This window comes from Clostridium kluyveri DSM 555 (genome assembly GCF_000016505.1).
Lineage (GTDB): Bacteria > Bacillota > Clostridia > Clostridiales > Clostridiaceae > Clostridium_B > Clostridium_B kluyveri.
The window spans coordinates 676,164-693,202 of sequence record NC_009706.1 but is presented as its reverse complement, the minus strand read 5'-3'; the positions used below and the strand labels follow the sequence as shown (position 1 = coordinate 693,202).

Sequence of the window (17,039 nt, the reverse complement as noted above, 5' to 3'; positions counted from 1 at the left end):
TTCTATAAAAATATCAGTTCATTAGCATACTACTTTATTTTTACCCGTATTTTTTGCCTTGTATAAATTTACATCAGCTTTTCTTATCATATCTTCAACATTTTCCTCATTATTAGAGGATATACTTATTCCCATAGAAACCGTCACATGAGATGAATTCTCATTATATTCTATAAGTTCATCTTCTATACGCTTTCTTATTGTAGTCATTCTGTTATATACATCCAAAGTTCCTTTAATATCATACATATATATTATAATTTCCTCTCCACCATATCTAGCTACTAAGTCTTCTTTTCTAAGACTACTTTTTATTATATTACTTACAGTTTTAAGCACCACATCACCATACTGGTGGCCAAAATTATCATTAAATCTTTTGAAGTTATCTATATCTACCATTATGATAGCAAATCCACAGCCACAATTCTTTATTTTTTCCTTTATGACAGAAAAAAAGTAGTTTCTGGTAAAAAGGCCTGTTAAAAAATCTTTTTGAGAGTTTTCCTTTATCTTATTATAAAGTCTATTATTTTCTATACATATGGCAATTTGATTACTAAGTGCAGTCAAAAGCTTAATATGTTCTTCATTTAAATAATTATATATTTTATGCTCTACTATAATTGCACCAAGAAGACTTTGTTTTAAATATATTGGCATGAATATTGAAGAGTGGATTTGAATATCATCATCTTTACATATATTGTTAAAGGAGTTGTATAATTTAGTATCTAGCTGGTGTACTATTTTACTATTATATTCGTTTATACTATAATGATGTTTAGTGCTGCTTAAATTAGTACACTTTAATTTTAGTTTTCTATTTTCTAAAATATACACAGTAGAATAAGTTACTCCTAAAATTCCTATCATTATATCCTGTATTTTAGAAATTATCTCCACACTTCCAAGACATTTATTTATATACTGACTCGTCTCAACTATTAGAGACAACATATCTAGCTTTTTATCTAACTCTACAATCTTTATATTCTGTCTTTGTATGGTTTCTTCAGCCATTTTTTGATAACCTTCATAATCAAGCTTTAGTTTATTATACTTCTCTAATAATGATGCTAACATAACCCTCTCCTCTATTTAAAACTATTGATCAAGTTCTTCTTAGGTTAAGGTGGAGTTTGCCTATAAAAAATATATTCTCCACCTGAATCTTAGAAGAACCTATCCAGATGCGTTAGCCACGCTTATCTCGTACTTTGAATAATATGGAATCATTGGCTATTTACAGCATTCGGATAAATTAAACCATTAGATAATTAATATAATACAGCCATAAAAATTATTGTATATTAATAATTATACTTTTAAAAGTGTATATTCACAAGAAAATTTTTCCTTATGAATATGCCTAACATTATGTAAATTATTCTTAACAATTTATATCTCTCAAACAGCTCATTTAAAATAATATATAATAAAATTAAAATTTATATTACAATTATAACTCTTAATTTCACATTATACTACTTATAATGAATGCCTATTAGATTTTTTACATTAAATTAGCAGAGTGTTTATAACTTTATTCTCCAAAATTCTAGTAAATTCTACTTAAACCTTTATGCGTTTTTATATTAGGGGCTTACCAACAATGAAGCCATAATTGAGTAAAAATCATAACATAATTTTACATATAATTAGTTAAAAAAGAATTTACCAAATAAAATATCAAGTGATTCTTAGATTCAGGTGGAATTTGCCTATAAGGAATACTCATCGTAATCTGAACCTTAGAAGAACTTACCCAGAGGCGTTAGCCATGCCTATTCCCCACCTAAAGAAGATGAGGGGGTAGCTAATTCTAGCCTTCGGATAAAATTATCTGGTAAATTAAGTATTATTTCATTATGCAATAAACTACAATAAAAATTTTCTAATTTCTTCCTTCATCTCTTCCCTTTTACACACAGTATTATGAACAACTTTACTATCTTCCAATTTTCTTATAGGTGCTGGAATTTCAAGTGATGCAATTTTACTCATAACTTCTACAAGTTCCAGATCTTCCTGGTAGCTATATTTAGTGTCCAAAGCACTCATTACAGATTTGGTGAACTTAAATGGACTTGCTGTTGAAACCACTATGGTTTTTGTATCATCACAAGTATCCCTCAAGTAATTTTTATAGACAGAATAGGCTACAGAGGTATGAGTATCCATAAGATACTGATATGTATCAAAAGTTTCTTTTATGCACTTCAAAGTTTCTTCTTCGCTTGCAAATCCTCCGTAAAATACCTTCAATTCCTCTTTCATGCTTTCACTAACTGTATACTTACTGTGTTCACTTAAATTTGTCATCAGTTTGTTCACAACCGTGGAATCCTTGCCGCTTATATCATATATAAGTCTCTCAAGATTGCTTGATATAAGTATATCCATGGAAGGAGATATAGTTAAAATAAATTCTCTTTCTGCATCATAGGTTCCATTTTCAAAGAAATCGTAAAGTACCCTATTTTCATTTGATGCGCATATGAGCTTGTTAATTGGAAGTCCCATCTTTTTAGCATAATAAGCCGCAAGTATATTCCCAAAGTTTCCTGTAGGAACAGAAAAATTTATTTTGTTCCCAAAGTTTATTTCTCCTCTTCTCAAAAGTTCCATATATCCATAAAAATAATAAACTACCTGAGGAATGAGTCTTCCTATGTTTATGGAATTGGCAGAAGAAAATCTGTAGGAATTTTCATTTAGTTCTTCCTTTAATTCATGATCATTGAAAATTTTCTTTACTTCGCTTTGGGCATCATCAAAGTTTCCTTCTATACCTACTACTTTTGTATTTCCCCCCTGTTGGGTCACCATCTGTTTTTTTTGAATCTTGCTTACTCCCTGTTCCGGGAAGAATACTACTATTTTAGTCCCTTCTACATTTGCAAAACCCTCCAAAGCAGCCTTTCCTGTATCTCCGGATGTAGCTGTAAGTATTACTATTTCTTTATGTAACTTCTGTTTTTTAGCAGCAGTCTTCATCAAATGTGGTAGAAGGCATAATGCCATGTCCTTAAAAGCTAAAGTGGGACCATGAAATAGTTCAAGATAGAATACATCTCCCACTTTTTCCAAAGGAACTATTTTATCTGATTCAAATTTATTATCATAGGCTAAATCTATACATTCTTTTAATTCTTCTTTGCTAAAGTCTGTAAAGAATTTTTCAATTATACACAAGGCCAATTCCTTATAAGTCATATACTTAAGTTTTTTTAATTCCTCTTCATCTATAAAAGGTATGGTGTGCGGAATAAATAATCCCCCATCCTCGGATATTCCATTTAATATTGCCCTGGATGCAGTAAAATTTTTATTTAGACCTCTGGTACTATTATAATAAATCTCCTTCAAAATATATCACTCCTCCTAAAATTATAACACCATGTAGTTAACACATATTAATATATATAATAACATATGACATATAACTTGAAAATTATAATTGAAACATATTCTTGTCACATTAGATTATGTTTTAAAACAAGTATTTATTATTTATAATGTACTCATACAGATCTTATAGTAATTATATGATTAATTAAAGCAATAAATAAAAAAGTCAGTCCTGATATACACACTCCCATCCAACCGTATGAATTCCAACTGTAGGTACCTATAAAAGAGCCTAATGCTCCCCCGATAAAATAGGCAACCATAAAAACTGTATTTAATCTATTTCTAGCTTCTGGTAAAAGACTGTGTACACGGGTTTGATTTGAAACTTGCCCTGATTGAGTACCAAGATCTAGTAATATTAGTCCAATTATAAGTCCTACAATATTATGTCCAAATATAAGAAATACTACAAATCCTGATGCAGCAAAAAAAATAGAAATGCCAACTGTAAATTTAGTCCCTTTTTTATCACTAAAACTACCTATAATAGGAGCAGCAACCACCCCGGATATTCCAATTAGACTAAATAATCCTGCCGTCTTGCTTCCCATATTATAACTTGGTGATTCTAAAAAGAATATAATGGTTGTCCAAAATATACTGAAAGCTCCAAACATCATGGCGCCACTTAAAGATGCTTCTCTAAGCAGTGATTCTTTCTTAATTATATCCTTTAAAGAAATAAGTATATTTTTATAGGATTCCCTAGACAAAGGCTCACTTTTAGGTAAAAATCTAACTACTGCTATATATAAAATAATCATGAGTACAGCAGCAATGTAATACATACTTCTCCATCCCAGAAAAGTTCCTATAAATCCACTTATGGTACGAGCTAATAAAATGCCTGCTAGAAGTCCGCTCAAAACAGTTCCTAGAACTCTCCCTCTTTCTTCAGGCAATGAAAGTTCTGCTGCAAAAGGCACTATAAGTTGGGGAATTACTGTTGTAAATCCAACTAAAAAGCTACAGACAATAACAGCCTTTATATCTTTACAAGAAGCAAATAAAAGTAAAGATATTGCAGAAGCCAATAATAATTTTAAAATCATTCCTTTTCTTTCTATGATATCACCCAAGGGTATTATAAAAAACATTCCTATTCCATATCCTATTTGAGTAAAAGTAGATACTAAACCTATATCCTTTGTAGATACATTGAAGCTTCGAGATAACTCTCCAAGCAAAGGCTGGTTGTAATATAGATTTGCTACCGTTACTCCACAAATTATAGCCATAATCCAAACAAGTCTGGAATCTATATTTTTATGGTCTATTTCTTTATGCTCCATAATAAATTCCTCCATAGATTTTTATAAAATTTATTTCGATTATATCACAAATCCAATGCATAATGTTTTTACTAAATAACAATAATAGAAATAAATACTTTAAAATATATTGTTAATTTTATTTCTTTATGATATACTAATGTAATCAATAATTAATAAACACCGATATACAAAATTAAGATATATCAATTATAAGTGTTTTATCTTAGGAGGATAATAAATGAAAACAGGAACAGTAAAATGGTTTAACTCTGAGAAAGGATTTGGATTTATTGAAGTCCCAGGTGAAAATGACGTTTTCGTACACTTCACTGCAATTCAGAGTAATGAAGCAAGAAAGAACTTAGAAGAAGGTCAGAAAGTTCAATTTGATGTTGAAGAAGGACCAAAAGGTCTTCAAGCTGCTAATGTTGTAAAATTATAATACAATTTTATAGCATAATAAAACATCTTAACATAAATGAACGAATGTTTTAACCACCTTTATTTTTAAAAGGTGGTTTTTCATTTTTAAAAACAGTTTTTAAATTTTATATATTATTTCCTAGGACTTTTTCTTTCAATTTAAGCCCTGTATCTGTAACTGCAACCCCTCCAAGAGCTGTTTCCCTTAATTCACAGGGTAATTGCCTTCCCACTTTATACATAGCCAAAACAGTATCATCAAAAGGAATTTTACTGCATACTCCTGCCATAACCATATCCGCTGTAGTTAACGCACTTACTGTTCCACCTACATTTCGCTTGGCACATGGAATTTCTACAAGCCCTGCTACCGGGTCACATACTAATCCCATTATATTCTTTATTACTATGGCTGCTGCATCTAATGCTTGTTTGGGAGTACCACCCATAATCTCAACTATTCCTGCAGCTGCCATGGCTGCTGCAGAACCACATTCTGCCTGACATCCACCTTCTGCCCCGGACATACTGGCATTTTTAGCTATTATTATCCCCACTCCAGAAGCAGTGAACAATCCCTTAATCATATCCTCATCTTTTTTATCTAATATTTCTCCTGCAGTTATTATTGCTCCTGGAATTATCCCACAGGAACCTGCTGTAGGTGCAGCCACAATTTTTCCCATGGCAGCATTTACTTCTGAACATGATAAAGCTCTTGCCATAGCCTTTATCATATACTTACCTGTAAGAGTCTCTCCCTTTTCATAATATCTATTTAATTTATAAGCATCTCCTCCTGTAAGTCCACTTATAGATTTCATTTTATGAGTTAACCCATATTCTGCAGAATCTTTCATCACATAAAAATTTTTTGTCATAGCCTTAAAGACTTCTTCTCTACTTCTATTCTCTGATTTCATTTCTTCTTCAATTACATACTCCCATATTTTCATCTTCTTTTTACTGCATATATCTATTAATTCACTGCCAGTATCAACCATAAATTACTCCTCCTCATTTACAGGATTTATTGCCCTTACTTTATATATGTTAGGTATATTTTCTATTTCATCCACTACATCTTTTATGATAAAATCATCCACTTCAAATACCATAACTGCTCTGGAACCTTTTATACTTTTTCTATATACTTTCATAAAGGCTATATTTATTTCATGTTCATAAAGCACTTCCGATACCCTGGCAACCATACCTGGCATATCTAAATGATTTATAAGTATAGTGGGATAAACTCCTGTAAATTCTATTTTATCCTTATCTACTTCATTTATCACTACATTGCCTCCGCCTATAGAGGAACCCATTATTTGTGACACTTCGCCGTTTTTTTTAGTTATAATAAATTTAACTGTATTTGGATGTACATCTCCTAAATCCTTCTCTATAAATTCTACACAAATGCCTCTTTTCTCCGCTATTTCCATAGAGTTCCTTAGATTTTCATCCCATGGACTCATACCTAATATTCCAGCAACCAGTGCTTTATCTGTGCCGTGCCCTTTATAAGTTTTTGCAAAAGAACCATGAAGTAAAAACTGAACTTTCGAAATATTGTCTCCTGCAATAATTTCCGCAATTTTAGCTAATCTTGCGGCTCCTGCTGTATGAGAACTTGAAGGCCCTATCATAATAGGTCCTAAAATATCAAAAACGCTATATTCTCTCACTTTAATACCGACCTCCCAACAATTTTATATTATAAGAATTTACACATAAAAGTAAATACTATTACTATATCTAAAATTAGAATATTACATCATAAATCTACACAATATAAACTTTGTAATTATAACATAATTATAAAAAAAGTTATATAAGGAGGATTAACTATGTATAATAAAAATATTCAATTATTAGAATTAGAACGCATTTATGGCAGAATTAGTCCTTTTGAACTAAAAGATAAACTAATTAATCTTGCTAAAAATCAAAAGAAAAAAAGCGTTCGCACTCTTTTAGATGCAGGGAGAGGTAATCCTAATTGGGTAGCAATTACCCCTAGAGAAGCCTTTTTTACCTTTGGGCAGTTCGCCGCAGAAGAATGTAGAAGAACTTGGAATCAAGATACCTTGGCTGGAATGCCCCAAAAAAAAGGTATTGATAAAAGATTTTACACATATCTGGAAGATCACAAAAATTCCCCTGGAGTGGAATTACTTAAGAACATTATAAATTATGGTATCAATTTTCAAGGATTCATTGCAGAAGATTGGATTTATGAACTAACAGACGGAATTATTGGTGACAATTACCCTACTCCAAATAGAATGTTAATCCATGTAGAAAAAATAGTTCATCAATATTTAATTGAACGGATATATAATATTAAAGATTCTTCCCTAGAGTTTAAATTATTTTCAGTAGAAGGTGCCACTGCAGCAATATGTTACATATTTGACTCTCTAATAGCCAATGAATTATTACATAGAAGAGATAAAATTGCAATTATGACTCCGATTTTCACCCCCTATCTCGAAATTCCAGTTATACCTAGATACGATTTTGACCTAATCAGGATTATGGCATCTGAATCTCTAGAAGACAGTACTCATACTTGGCAATATCCTAAATCAGAACTTGAAAAATTATATGACCCAGGCATTAAAGCTTTATTTTTAGTTAATCCCAGTAATCCTCCTTCAGTAGCTATAAGATCTGAATCTATAGAATATTTGGTGAAAATAGTTAAAAATAAAAACCCCAATTTAATGATAATTTCCGATGATGTATATGGAACTTTTCCAGATAATTTTCATTCTATAGTATCAGCTTTACCTTTTAATTCCATAGGAGTCTATTCTTTTTCAAAATACTTTAGAGTAACTGGTTGGCGTTTAGGAACAATTGCTCTTCATAAAAATAATATATTCGATAAACTTTTAAAAGCATTACCGGAAAATAAAAAAAAGTCTATTAAGAAACGCTATGAAGCCCTTTCAGTCAACCCCGGAGAAATTGATTTTATCGACAGAATTGTGGCAGATAGCCGTCAAGTAGCACTCCAACATACTGCAGGCCTTTCTACCCCCCAACAAGTACAAATGGCTTTTTTTGCAGCTTTTGATCTACTGGACAAAGAAAAAAAATATAGAAACTTAACAAATAGCATTTGTAGAAAACGCAAAAAATTATTATTTGATGGATTGGGAATAGATTTACAAAAAAATGAATATGATGCCTCTTATTATGCTGAATTTGATTTGCTTGAATGGTCAGAGCATCATTATGGTAAAGAATTTGGATCATACTTAAAGGAAAATTATAAACCAGTGGATATTCTTTTTAAATTGGCCGAGAAATCTTCCATAGTACTATTAAGTGGTGCCGGATTTTATGCACCAGAATGGTCCATAAGAATCTCCCTTGCAAACTTAAATGATGAATCCTACTCCGAAATAGGCCATATACTCCACAATATTTTAAAAGACTGCCTGAGAGATTGGAAAAATAGCCGAAAATAAAGCAATTAAAATTATAGAGCCACTTAATATCAAACAAAAAACAGATTCCTATGACAATAATATTATCATAGGAATCCATTTAAACAGTATTATATGAAATAGACTAGAACACTAATCTGTTGTTTATTGAAGATATCTATCATTCTCTAATTTTATAAAGGCATTTTATCTATACACATACATTCCAAATGCTCCTTTATTTCTTCTATACTTTTGCCTATACTAGAATCTACTACAGCTATCAGTGCTGATTCTACCAATGCTCCATTTATTATTTGAACCTTTGATTGCATACTCTTGTCTAAAAATTCAATTGCCATCTCCGCATTCATATATGCGCTGCCCAAATCAAATAATATCAGCACTCCATCTTCACTATAAACCTTTTCTATAGCACTTTTTATTTTACATGCATCAGTACCAAGTCTGCCATCCTTTGTACCTCCAGCAGATGCCACATTACTCTCTGGAGAAATTTGTTCAACCAGATTTTTCACCCCTCTGGCAATTTCACTACTATGAGATACGATTACAACGCCAACCATTAAAATAACCTCCTAATAAAATTAGTTAACCTAAATTAACTCTTTTCTACTGCACATAGTTCTTTAACTTTTTCATAAATAGCATTTAACATAAGATAACTGGATGTAGCCCCTGGGTCTGGATACCCTATACTTTTTTCTCCTAGATAACTGGCTTTTCCATTTTTACAAATTATACTTTCAGTACTTTTTACTCCTATAAAAGCAGCATTTCTTACATTCTCAAGAGATTTTACACTATCTAATCCCTTACTTATAGAATATCTTAAAGAGTTCACTGCAGGTTCTATGGCGTCTATCATGGTTTTACCTCCAAGCTTTCCTCTTCCTCTCATTTTAATCCCAACTAAAGCTTGTTCAAGCATTTCTAAAAAATCCTTTATATCCACAGTCTGTTTCCCATCTGCTGTCATGCCTGCCCTTATAAAGGCAGTACCGTAAAGAGAACCTGATGCCCCTCCTGTATTTGATACCAGAATCATTCCAACCTTTTTAAGAATATGCCCTATATCATTTAGGTCCTTATCTTTCAGCTTTCTTCTCACAGCCGTAAATCCCTTGTCCAAATTCAAGCCATGATCCCCATCTCCTATAGCTGCATCAAGTTCGGTTAAATAATCTACATTCTCATTTATCAATATTGCCATACTATTTAATATTTCTCTTACCTGTACTCCATTTATGCTCATATATATGTATCTCCTTCTACATTTATATTTTATATAAACAGATATTTTTAGCAGCTACGTTATCGTTTACAGCTATACTATCCATCATCATGTTATCCTCTTTATATTTGTTACATATAATATATAAGAAATATAGAAAATGTGCAATGTTTTATTCATAAAATAAAAAAAATAATTTGGTACATTTATAATTACCGCTACATAATATAAATAGAAGTAAAAGTATGCCATTATACTTTTACTTCTATAATAAAGCTAACAGGAAGTGATTTCAATTGTCCTATGGTGAAATAAATTACGGCTACAGAGGACTTATAGCGGGTGTAAATACAAAAATTCCTTTAAAAAACAATAAACTTGTAACTGCCATAAATTTTGATAATGCAGCTACTACTCCCCCTTTTAACTATGTTTTGAAAAAAATAAATGATTTTTCACCATATTACTCCTCAATTCATAGAGGAACTGGTTTTAAATCTCAATTTTCCTCTGAAGCTTATGAGCTTTCAAGAAATACTATATGTAATTTTGTCCACTGTGACAGCAAAGAAAATACGGTGATTTATGTAAAAAATACCACAGAAGCCATAAATAAATTATCCTATATACTCAATGATTTATATAAAGATTCAGTTATATTGACCACTCGAATGGAACATCATTCCAATGATCTACCCTGGAGGCATAAATTTAAAGTAGATTATGTAGAATTGGACGAGCTTGGAAAATTAAATTTATTAGATTTAAAATATAAATTGAAAAAGCATAACGGTAAAATTAAATTGGTATGTGTAGCAGGAGCTTCAAATGTAACAGGATATAAAAATCCAATATATGAAATAGCAAAAATTGCTCACAGCTTTGGAGCAGAAATTCTTGTAGACGGTGCACAAGCAGTAGCTCATTACCCCATATACATGAACCGTCCCCTAAAAGAAGAATGTATTGACTATTTGGCTTTCTCTGCCCACAAAATGTATTCTCCTTTTGGTATAGGTGTACTGATAGGTCCGAAAAAAATCTTTTATAATGTAGCTCCTGAATACAGTGGAGGTGGTACTATAAAACTTGTAACAGATGATTATGTACTCTGGGCTGACCCTCCCGAAAAAAACGAAGCTGGAACTCCTAACGTAATAGGAGTAGTAGCACTTACAGCTGCAATAAAAGTATTAAATAAACTAGGTATGAATGCCATAGACAATAAAGAAATAGAGCTTTATAAATATACTTTAAATAAAATGATGAAACTTCCAGATATTATTTTTTATGGTGATACAAGACCTGATTGCAATAAGGTTGCCATACTGCCTTTTAATATAAAAGGAATTCACCACGAAACCACTGCGAAACTTCTCTCGGATCTTAGTGGTATTGCAGTAAGAAATGGATGCTTTTGCGCCAACCCTTATGTACAGAGACTTTTAAAACTTTCTCCAGAGGAAATAAATTATTTTAAATATAATTATAATGATTTTCGCCCAGGCATGGTTAGATTAAGTTTTGGATTATATAATACTTATAGCGAAGTTGACATTTTAATTAATACTTTGGAAAAGATAATTAAGAACAAAAATACTATATAATAAATTTACCTCTATAATACAACATATATTTTAATCAAGTATGTTGTATTATAATTTTTTGCATTATCAAGTAATTCCTGAATTTGTGTAATTCAACCGGTAATTTTCCCAACTCGACTGAATCTCTAACATTTATTATTTAGCAGAAAGTCCCGCGGACAATATAAATAGCATAACTATTGGGGTACTGTCGCATATAATCCAACCTAAAAATATAAATATAAGATTCGATTTACCATATCTTTTATAAAAGTATAATATAAGATTATATATAAAAAATAAATTGGTCATAATAAATATAAGTATTACCGGAACAGGATTCGATATTCCATAGGCTACTACAGTATGGATCATAAAAATTAATGCTAAAACAGTAGTTATTATAAAAAATACTCTAAGTCCATCCCTATTTTTAACTTTAAAAAATATATAACATGCATCATATATGCATAATACCAAAGGAATTAAAGCAATAATTTCTAATTTATCTACATAAAAATATGCTGCAGTTAAAGCTGCTACAAAAAACAAGATTTTAATATTAAAATTCAAACTTTTGTCATTCATTATAAACACTATCCTTTATCCTCATATATTTTAGATATTTTTATGTTTTTGAATATACCACCTACATATTCCTTGTTATAATAATACTTGAAAAATAAAATTTATTCAACATGGGAGATGATCTATTGTCACTTTTAATATTGCAAATTTTTATCATATCTATAGTGGCTGGTATAGTTGGCTCCATATTGGGCTTAGGTGGTGGAACCGTAATTACTCCTGCTCTTACAATTTTATTTGGTATAGATATAAAATATGCCATAGGTGCCAGTCTAATATCGGTAATCGCCACCTCCAGCGGTTCTGCTGTGGCTTACATAAGGGATAAACTAACCAATATAAGGATTGGAATGTTTCTGGAAATAGCTACTACCCTAGGTGCTATAACAGGTGCCTTTCTGGGTGGAATCATAAATCCATATTATCTTTACTTCTTATTTGGTATACTTCTTCTATATTCTGCTTTTGCCATGTTTAAAAAAGGTAGGATGGAATCTACTGAAATTATTGAGACCCATCCTCTTGCAGAAAAACTTAAACTAAATGGACAATATCATGATAAATTTTTAAATGAAGATATATCATACAAAGTATCCGGGGTTCCTTCAGGATTTGGAGTAATGTATGGTGCTGGAATTATTTCAGGCCTCCTTGGCATTGGAAGTGGAAGTTTTAAAGTTATGGCTATGGACTTATTCATGAAATTACCTCTAAAAGTTTCCAGTGCCACCAGTAATTTTATGATGGGCGTTACTGCCACTGCCAGTGCAGGAATATATCTTTTAAGAGGAGATATAGATCCTAAAATTTCTGCTCCAGTTGCCCTGGGAGTGTTATTAGGGGCTACCATAGGGGTTAAAATCATGGAAAACATGAAAAGTAAGACTATCAGAAAAATATTTGTGCCTTTTCTTATTTATATCTCAATACAAATGATATTGAAAGGATTAGGAGGTAAATGATGAAAGAGCATACTAGTGATAAAAAAAATGTACATAATATAGAATTAATAATAGGAATTTTTTTAAGAATAGGAATAATACTAAGTTCAATTATAATACTTACAGGTCTTATAATGTTTTTAACATTAGGTTATACGGGATATTCGCCAAATTATTATCCCACCTCTCCCTTGGAAATATTAAAAGACAGTATCTATTTAAAACCCTATGCAATTATAATGTTAGGGTTATTATCCTTAATATTGATACCTATGCTGCGGGTGGCAATATCTATACTAGTATTTTTAAAAGAAAAAGACTTCTTATATGTGAAAATTACCACATTGGTACTTTTAATACTTATACTAAGCTTTTTTATAGAAAAGTAAGCAAATTTAGAATTCAAAACAATTATCCTCCAGTTAAAAAAGCTGGAGGATATCATAAATATAATATCAAGACAATTTAATGATATAATTTAAATCTATTTGAGTTCTTTTAATACCTCCAATAAGTACTTCCATGTTCTCTGTGTGGAAGATATGCTTAAATGTTCATCTGGACTATGAATATCTAAAATATTAGGTCCCATGGATATCATATCTAATTGACCATTAAATTTTTCTGAAAAAATTCCACATTCAAGTCCTGCATGAATTGCACTTATTAGCGGTTTTTTCCCAAATAATCTTTCATATACTTCTACCATAACTTCTCTTATTTTAGAATCATCTCTATATTTCCATTCTGGATAACTTGATTCAGACTCCACTTTAGCCTTTGTAAAATTTCCTATAGTAACTATGGTATTAAATATATTATCTCTTAAACTTCTCACAGAACTCCTTATTGAACTTAAGCACTCCACACTGTTCTCTCCAGTTACAACTGTACCTAAATTTAGTGAGCTTTCCACAAGTCCCTCTATGTCCATACTCATACTTTGAACTCCATTAGGGATTAAATACATAAAATTAATTACATTCTCTGCAGTATCATTGGACATAACTTTTTCTGGTAATATATCTAGGGATTCTACTTCTATTTTCAAATCTGAATCTGAAGTTTTAAACTCATCCTTTAGTACTTTTTGCAAATTTGCCACTTCATTTTTTAGGACAGATTCACATTTAGAACATGACACTAAAATAGCCTCTGAATCAGAAGCTATGACATTATGTTTAGAACCTCCTGATATTTTAGATATTTTAAAATCTACGTTCTCTCTTAGATTTTCAAGCACACGAGCCATAAGCTTATTTGCATTTGCCCTGCCCTTGTGTATTTCTGCACCGGAATGCCCCCCTTTTAAGCCTTCAATTCTTATGGAAAAGGTCTTGTCATCTTTATCTGGGTTATTCCATTCTATAGGAATACTTGCTTTAGCTGAACATCCTCCAGCACAACTTACAAGTAATACCCCCTCTTCTTCTGAATCTATATTTATAAGAATTTTTCCCTTTATATTTTCAGGATTCAATCCTATAGCTCCATTCATACCAGTTTCCTCTGAAGTAGTAACTAGTAATTCCATTGGAGGATGAGGTATGTCATTAGAAGCCAAAACGGCAAGCCCCATGGCAACTGCTATACCGTCATCCCCTCCAAGAGTTGTACCTGCAGCATATATCATATCATCTACTATCTTTAATTTCAGCGGATCCTTGGTAAAATCATGTTCTACCCCTGAGTTTTTTTCGCATACCATATCCATATGTCCCTGTAATATTATCCCCTGGCTATTTTCATATCCTCTAGTCCCTTTTTTTCTTATAACCACATTTAAATCCTTATCCTGCACAACTTCTAAATTATGCTTTTTTGCAAAAGAAACCAAATAATCACTTATTTCTTTTTCATTTCCGGATTCTCTGGGTATACTGCTAATTTCTTCGAAGTACTTAAACACTTCAGTTGGTTCAATATTTTGCAATACTTTACTCATATCAATCATCCTTTCTTAGATATCTCGTGTAGCATATGCTACACAATCGTTTATCCCTCTTTTCTAAAGGAATATAAATCATTACAAGCAGGGTCTTAGGATAAAAAGCATGTGATAAAATTATTATACCACTTAAAGAAAACTATTTCATAATCATTAATTTCTGGGAGAATTCAGTGATAAATTTGAAAAATCAAATTATTTGACATAAACTATAAATGTATATAAAATACAATTGTGAAATATACGAAGAAACAAAATACCGTATTCCAAACACTTTACTTAAAATGAGGTATATAAATGAAAATATCAAAAATTATAAATAAAGCCATAATAGCAGATTTATCTTTATTATTTGCGGCCATGTTATGGGGAGGAGGCTATACTGCCACTAAAAATGCTTTAAATAACGTAACCCCTTTTTATATGATGGCTATAAGATTTCTATGTGCTGGAATATTAATTTCAGCTATATTTTTTAAAATAGTCATAAAGACATCTATAGAAGATGTCGTTCGCGGTTTTGTAATAGGCATATTTTTATTTTTGGCCTTTGCTACCCAGACCATAGGTCTTAATTACACTACTGCAAGCAAACAATCTTTTTTGACATCAGTCTATGTAATTATACTTCCCTTTATATACTGGAAGATATTTAAAACAAAACCTAAATTAAATGTCCTTGTTTCTGCTCTAGTTTCTCTTATAGGGATATTTATGCTAAGCTTAAAACCTGGCATGCATTTAGATATGACTATAGGCGACTGGCTTACTCTCCTAAGTGCAGTATTATTTGCATCACATATAATTTCCATAGCCTGTTTTGCCAGAAAGTCAAACCCTATAATATTATCCGTGCTGCAGATGTTCTCTGCAGGCATTCTTTCAATTATATTTGCCGTTATATTTGAACCTAATTTAAATAAAATACCCAGAAATGCCTTATTTTCACTTTCATACTTAATAATTTTCAGCACTATGGTAGCTTTTTTAATACAAAACATAGCTCAAAAATATACTAATCCTAATCATGTGGGCATACTATTATCTCTTGAATCCGTATTTGGTGCCATTTTTTCAGTGATATTTTTAAAAGAAATATTCACCTTAAATATGGTGCTGGGAGCAAGCATAATATTTTTGTCTGTAATTATTGCAGAAATGGATTTTAACATATCTTCAAATAAATAATATATAATGTTTTAAGCATATTTTTCTAAAAATCCTACCTATTCAAATTACACAGATTTCACATTGCTCTGTCATATCATAGTCATAGTCTCCAATTATAATTTGTATTGAAAAGAAAAAATTAAAATAAATTACTGTATAATAAAAATTTTAGGAGGTATTAGAAATGTTAAAAACAAGATACAAATTACTTTCAGCTTTAGTACTTGCAGTACCATTACTAGTAAATACAGGGATTGCCACAACGGTACAAGCATCTTCTGTTAATAATGCAAAGGCCAGTATAGTTTATAAATCCTATTACTCTTTTGCAAATTTCAAATCTAAACTAGACGCCTTAGTTGCATCAGGAACTATAAATTCAAGCCAGGAAAATATAATATTAAATCTATATTATAATGGTAACATAACAACAAGAGAAACTTTTAAAGCTCAACTAGATGCTTTAGTGGCAGCAGGAACTATAACACAAAGTCAAGCAGTATCCATATTAAATACATTTAGTGGTTGGGGTTCTACCTGGAAAATACCGGCTCCATCTAAAGACTCACATGATAACAAGAAAATAATTGATAAGACAAAAAATACTACACCATCATCTAATAAAAATAAAGCAAAAAATAATAACACAGTAACTAATAAGGATAAAGCACAAAATGGTAATTCTGCATCTAATGTAGCTGGACAAACTAATGTTCATTAAATAAATTAAAAATTGACTACATTTATAAGACAATATCACATAAACAAAAATAAGATATGGTTGTTTTAAGAATCAAGTTATTTCTTAAACTATCAAAAGGCTGCTGCATAATTAATTTATGCAACAGCTTATTTTTTATACAAATATAAGGTTTTATAAGTTAAATTGTAAATTACATAAACTTCACATAACTATTTGATACCGAGCCCACAATCGTCAGTTATAATTTTTTTAAAGGAAAAGTTAAATAAAACAATTTACCACATATTATTG

The 17,039-nt window shown here is 30.9% G+C and carries 16 protein-coding genes; 7 read left to right on the top strand and 9 right to left on the bottom strand.

Features of this window, described 5'->3' with window-relative positions:
- Window positions 1-21: 21 nt before the first annotated feature.
- The 3 genes from CKL_RS03465 to CKL_RS03455 form a co-directional block, all read right to left on the bottom strand.
- Window positions 22-1,086, bottom strand: a complete 1,065-nt coding sequence (locus CKL_RS03465; RefSeq protein WP_011989273.1) for a sensor domain-containing diguanylate cyclase — start codon at window positions 1,084-1,086, stop codon at window positions 22-24.
- A gap of 795 nt (window positions 1,087-1,881) precedes the next feature.
- On the bottom strand, window positions 1,882-3,372 hold the full coding sequence (thrC, locus tag CKL_RS03460; protein WP_011989272.1) for a threonine synthase: 1,491 nt from the start codon (window positions 3,370-3,372) through the stop codon (window positions 1,882-1,884).
- Window positions 3,373-3,527: 155 nt separating this feature from the next.
- A complete protein-coding gene (locus CKL_RS03455; RefSeq protein ID WP_011989271.1) occupies window positions 3,528-4,709 on the bottom strand; it encodes an MFS transporter in 1,182 nt (393 codons plus the stop codon).
- A gap of 220 nt (window positions 4,710-4,929) precedes the next feature.
- Here CKL_RS03455 and CKL_RS03450 point away from each other — a divergent pair, with 220 nt between their 5' ends.
- A complete protein-coding gene (locus CKL_RS03450; RefSeq protein ID WP_011989270.1) occupies window positions 4,930-5,133 on the top strand; it encodes a cold-shock protein in 204 nt (67 codons plus the stop codon).
- 106 nt (window positions 5,134-5,239) lie between these two features.
- Here CKL_RS03450 and sdaAA read toward each other — a convergent pair whose 3' ends face one another.
- Both sdaAA and sdaAB read right to left on the bottom strand, forming a co-directional pair.
- A complete protein-coding gene (gene sdaAA / locus CKL_RS03445; protein WP_011989269.1) occupies window positions 5,240-6,118 on the bottom strand; it encodes an L-serine ammonia-lyase, iron-sulfur-dependent, subunit alpha in 879 nt (292 codons plus the stop codon).
- 3 nt (window positions 6,119-6,121) lie between these two features.
- Window positions 6,122-6,805: an L-serine ammonia-lyase, iron-sulfur-dependent subunit beta gene (gene sdaAB / locus CKL_RS03440; RefSeq protein WP_011989268.1), complete on the bottom strand. Its 684-nt coding sequence runs from the start codon at window positions 6,803-6,805 to the stop codon at window positions 6,122-6,124.
- 162 nt (window positions 6,806-6,967) lie between these two features.
- Between sdaAB and aspD the strand changes: the two genes are divergently transcribed.
- Window positions 6,968-8,599, top strand: coding sequence for an aspartate 4-decarboxylase (gene aspD / locus CKL_RS03435; protein WP_011989267.1), 1,632 nt, complete (start codon window positions 6,968-6,970; stop codon window positions 8,597-8,599).
- A 152-nt stretch (window positions 8,600-8,751) separates the two neighbouring features.
- Here the strand turns inward: aspD and dhaM are convergent, their stop codons facing one another.
- Both dhaM and dhaL read right to left on the bottom strand, forming a co-directional pair.
- Window positions 8,752-9,144 carry a dihydroxyacetone kinase phosphoryl donor subunit DhaM gene (dhaM, locus tag CKL_RS03430; protein ID WP_011989266.1) on the bottom strand — a complete coding sequence of 131 codons (393 nt, stop codon included), beginning with the start codon at window positions 9,142-9,144 and terminating at the stop codon, window positions 8,752-8,754.
- Window positions 9,145-9,179: 35 nt separating this feature from the next.
- Window positions 9,180-9,833 (bottom strand): dihydroxyacetone kinase subunit DhaL, encoded by a 654-nt coding sequence (gene dhaL, locus CKL_RS03425; protein WP_011989265.1) that lies wholly within the window; start codon window positions 9,831-9,833, stop codon window positions 9,180-9,182.
- 275 nt (window positions 9,834-10,108) lie between these two features.
- Between dhaL and CKL_RS03420 the strand changes: the two genes are divergently transcribed.
- Window positions 10,109-11,419, top strand: coding sequence for an aminotransferase class V-fold PLP-dependent enzyme (locus tag CKL_RS03420; protein ID WP_011989264.1), 1,311 nt, complete (start codon window positions 10,109-10,111; stop codon window positions 11,417-11,419).
- Window positions 11,420-11,554: 135 nt separating this feature from the next.
- Here CKL_RS03420 and CKL_RS03415 read toward each other — a convergent pair whose 3' ends face one another.
- Window positions 11,555-11,986 (bottom strand): hypothetical protein, encoded by a 432-nt coding sequence (locus CKL_RS03415; RefSeq protein WP_011989263.1) that lies wholly within the window; start codon window positions 11,984-11,986, stop codon window positions 11,555-11,557.
- 110 nt (window positions 11,987-12,096) lie between these two features.
- On the opposite strand from CKL_RS03415, the gene CKL_RS03410 reads away from it, so the two are divergent.
- Window positions 12,097-12,948, top strand: coding sequence for a sulfite exporter TauE/SafE family protein (locus CKL_RS03410; RefSeq protein ID WP_012620208.1), 852 nt, complete (start codon window positions 12,097-12,099; stop codon window positions 12,946-12,948).
- Complete coding sequence (locus tag CKL_RS03405; protein ID WP_011989261.1) at window positions 12,948-13,316, top strand: DUF1634 domain-containing protein; 369 nt, start codon at window positions 12,948-12,950, stop codon at window positions 13,314-13,316. The genes CKL_RS03410 and CKL_RS03405 overlap by 1 nt, the downstream gene beginning before the upstream one ends.
- Window positions 13,317-13,411: 95 nt before the next feature.
- Here CKL_RS03405 and CKL_RS03400 read toward each other — a convergent pair whose 3' ends face one another.
- Complete coding sequence (locus CKL_RS03400; protein ID WP_011989260.1) at window positions 13,412-14,872, bottom strand: aminoacyl-histidine dipeptidase; 1,461 nt, start codon at window positions 14,870-14,872, stop codon at window positions 13,412-13,414.
- A 300-nt stretch (window positions 14,873-15,172) separates the two neighbouring features.
- Here CKL_RS03400 and CKL_RS03395 point away from each other — a divergent pair, with 300 nt between their 5' ends.
- Both CKL_RS03395 and CKL_RS03390 read left to right on the top strand, forming a co-directional pair.
- Window positions 15,173-16,063: a DMT family transporter gene (locus CKL_RS03395; RefSeq protein WP_011989259.1), complete on the top strand. Its 891-nt coding sequence runs from the start codon at window positions 15,173-15,175 to the stop codon at window positions 16,061-16,063.
- Window positions 16,064-16,229: 166 nt separating this feature from the next.
- Window positions 16,230-16,766 carry a hypothetical protein gene (locus tag CKL_RS03390; protein ID WP_011989258.1) on the top strand — a complete coding sequence of 179 codons (537 nt, stop codon included), beginning with the start codon at window positions 16,230-16,232 and terminating at the stop codon, window positions 16,764-16,766.
- Window positions 16,767-17,039 lie beyond the last annotated feature (273 nt).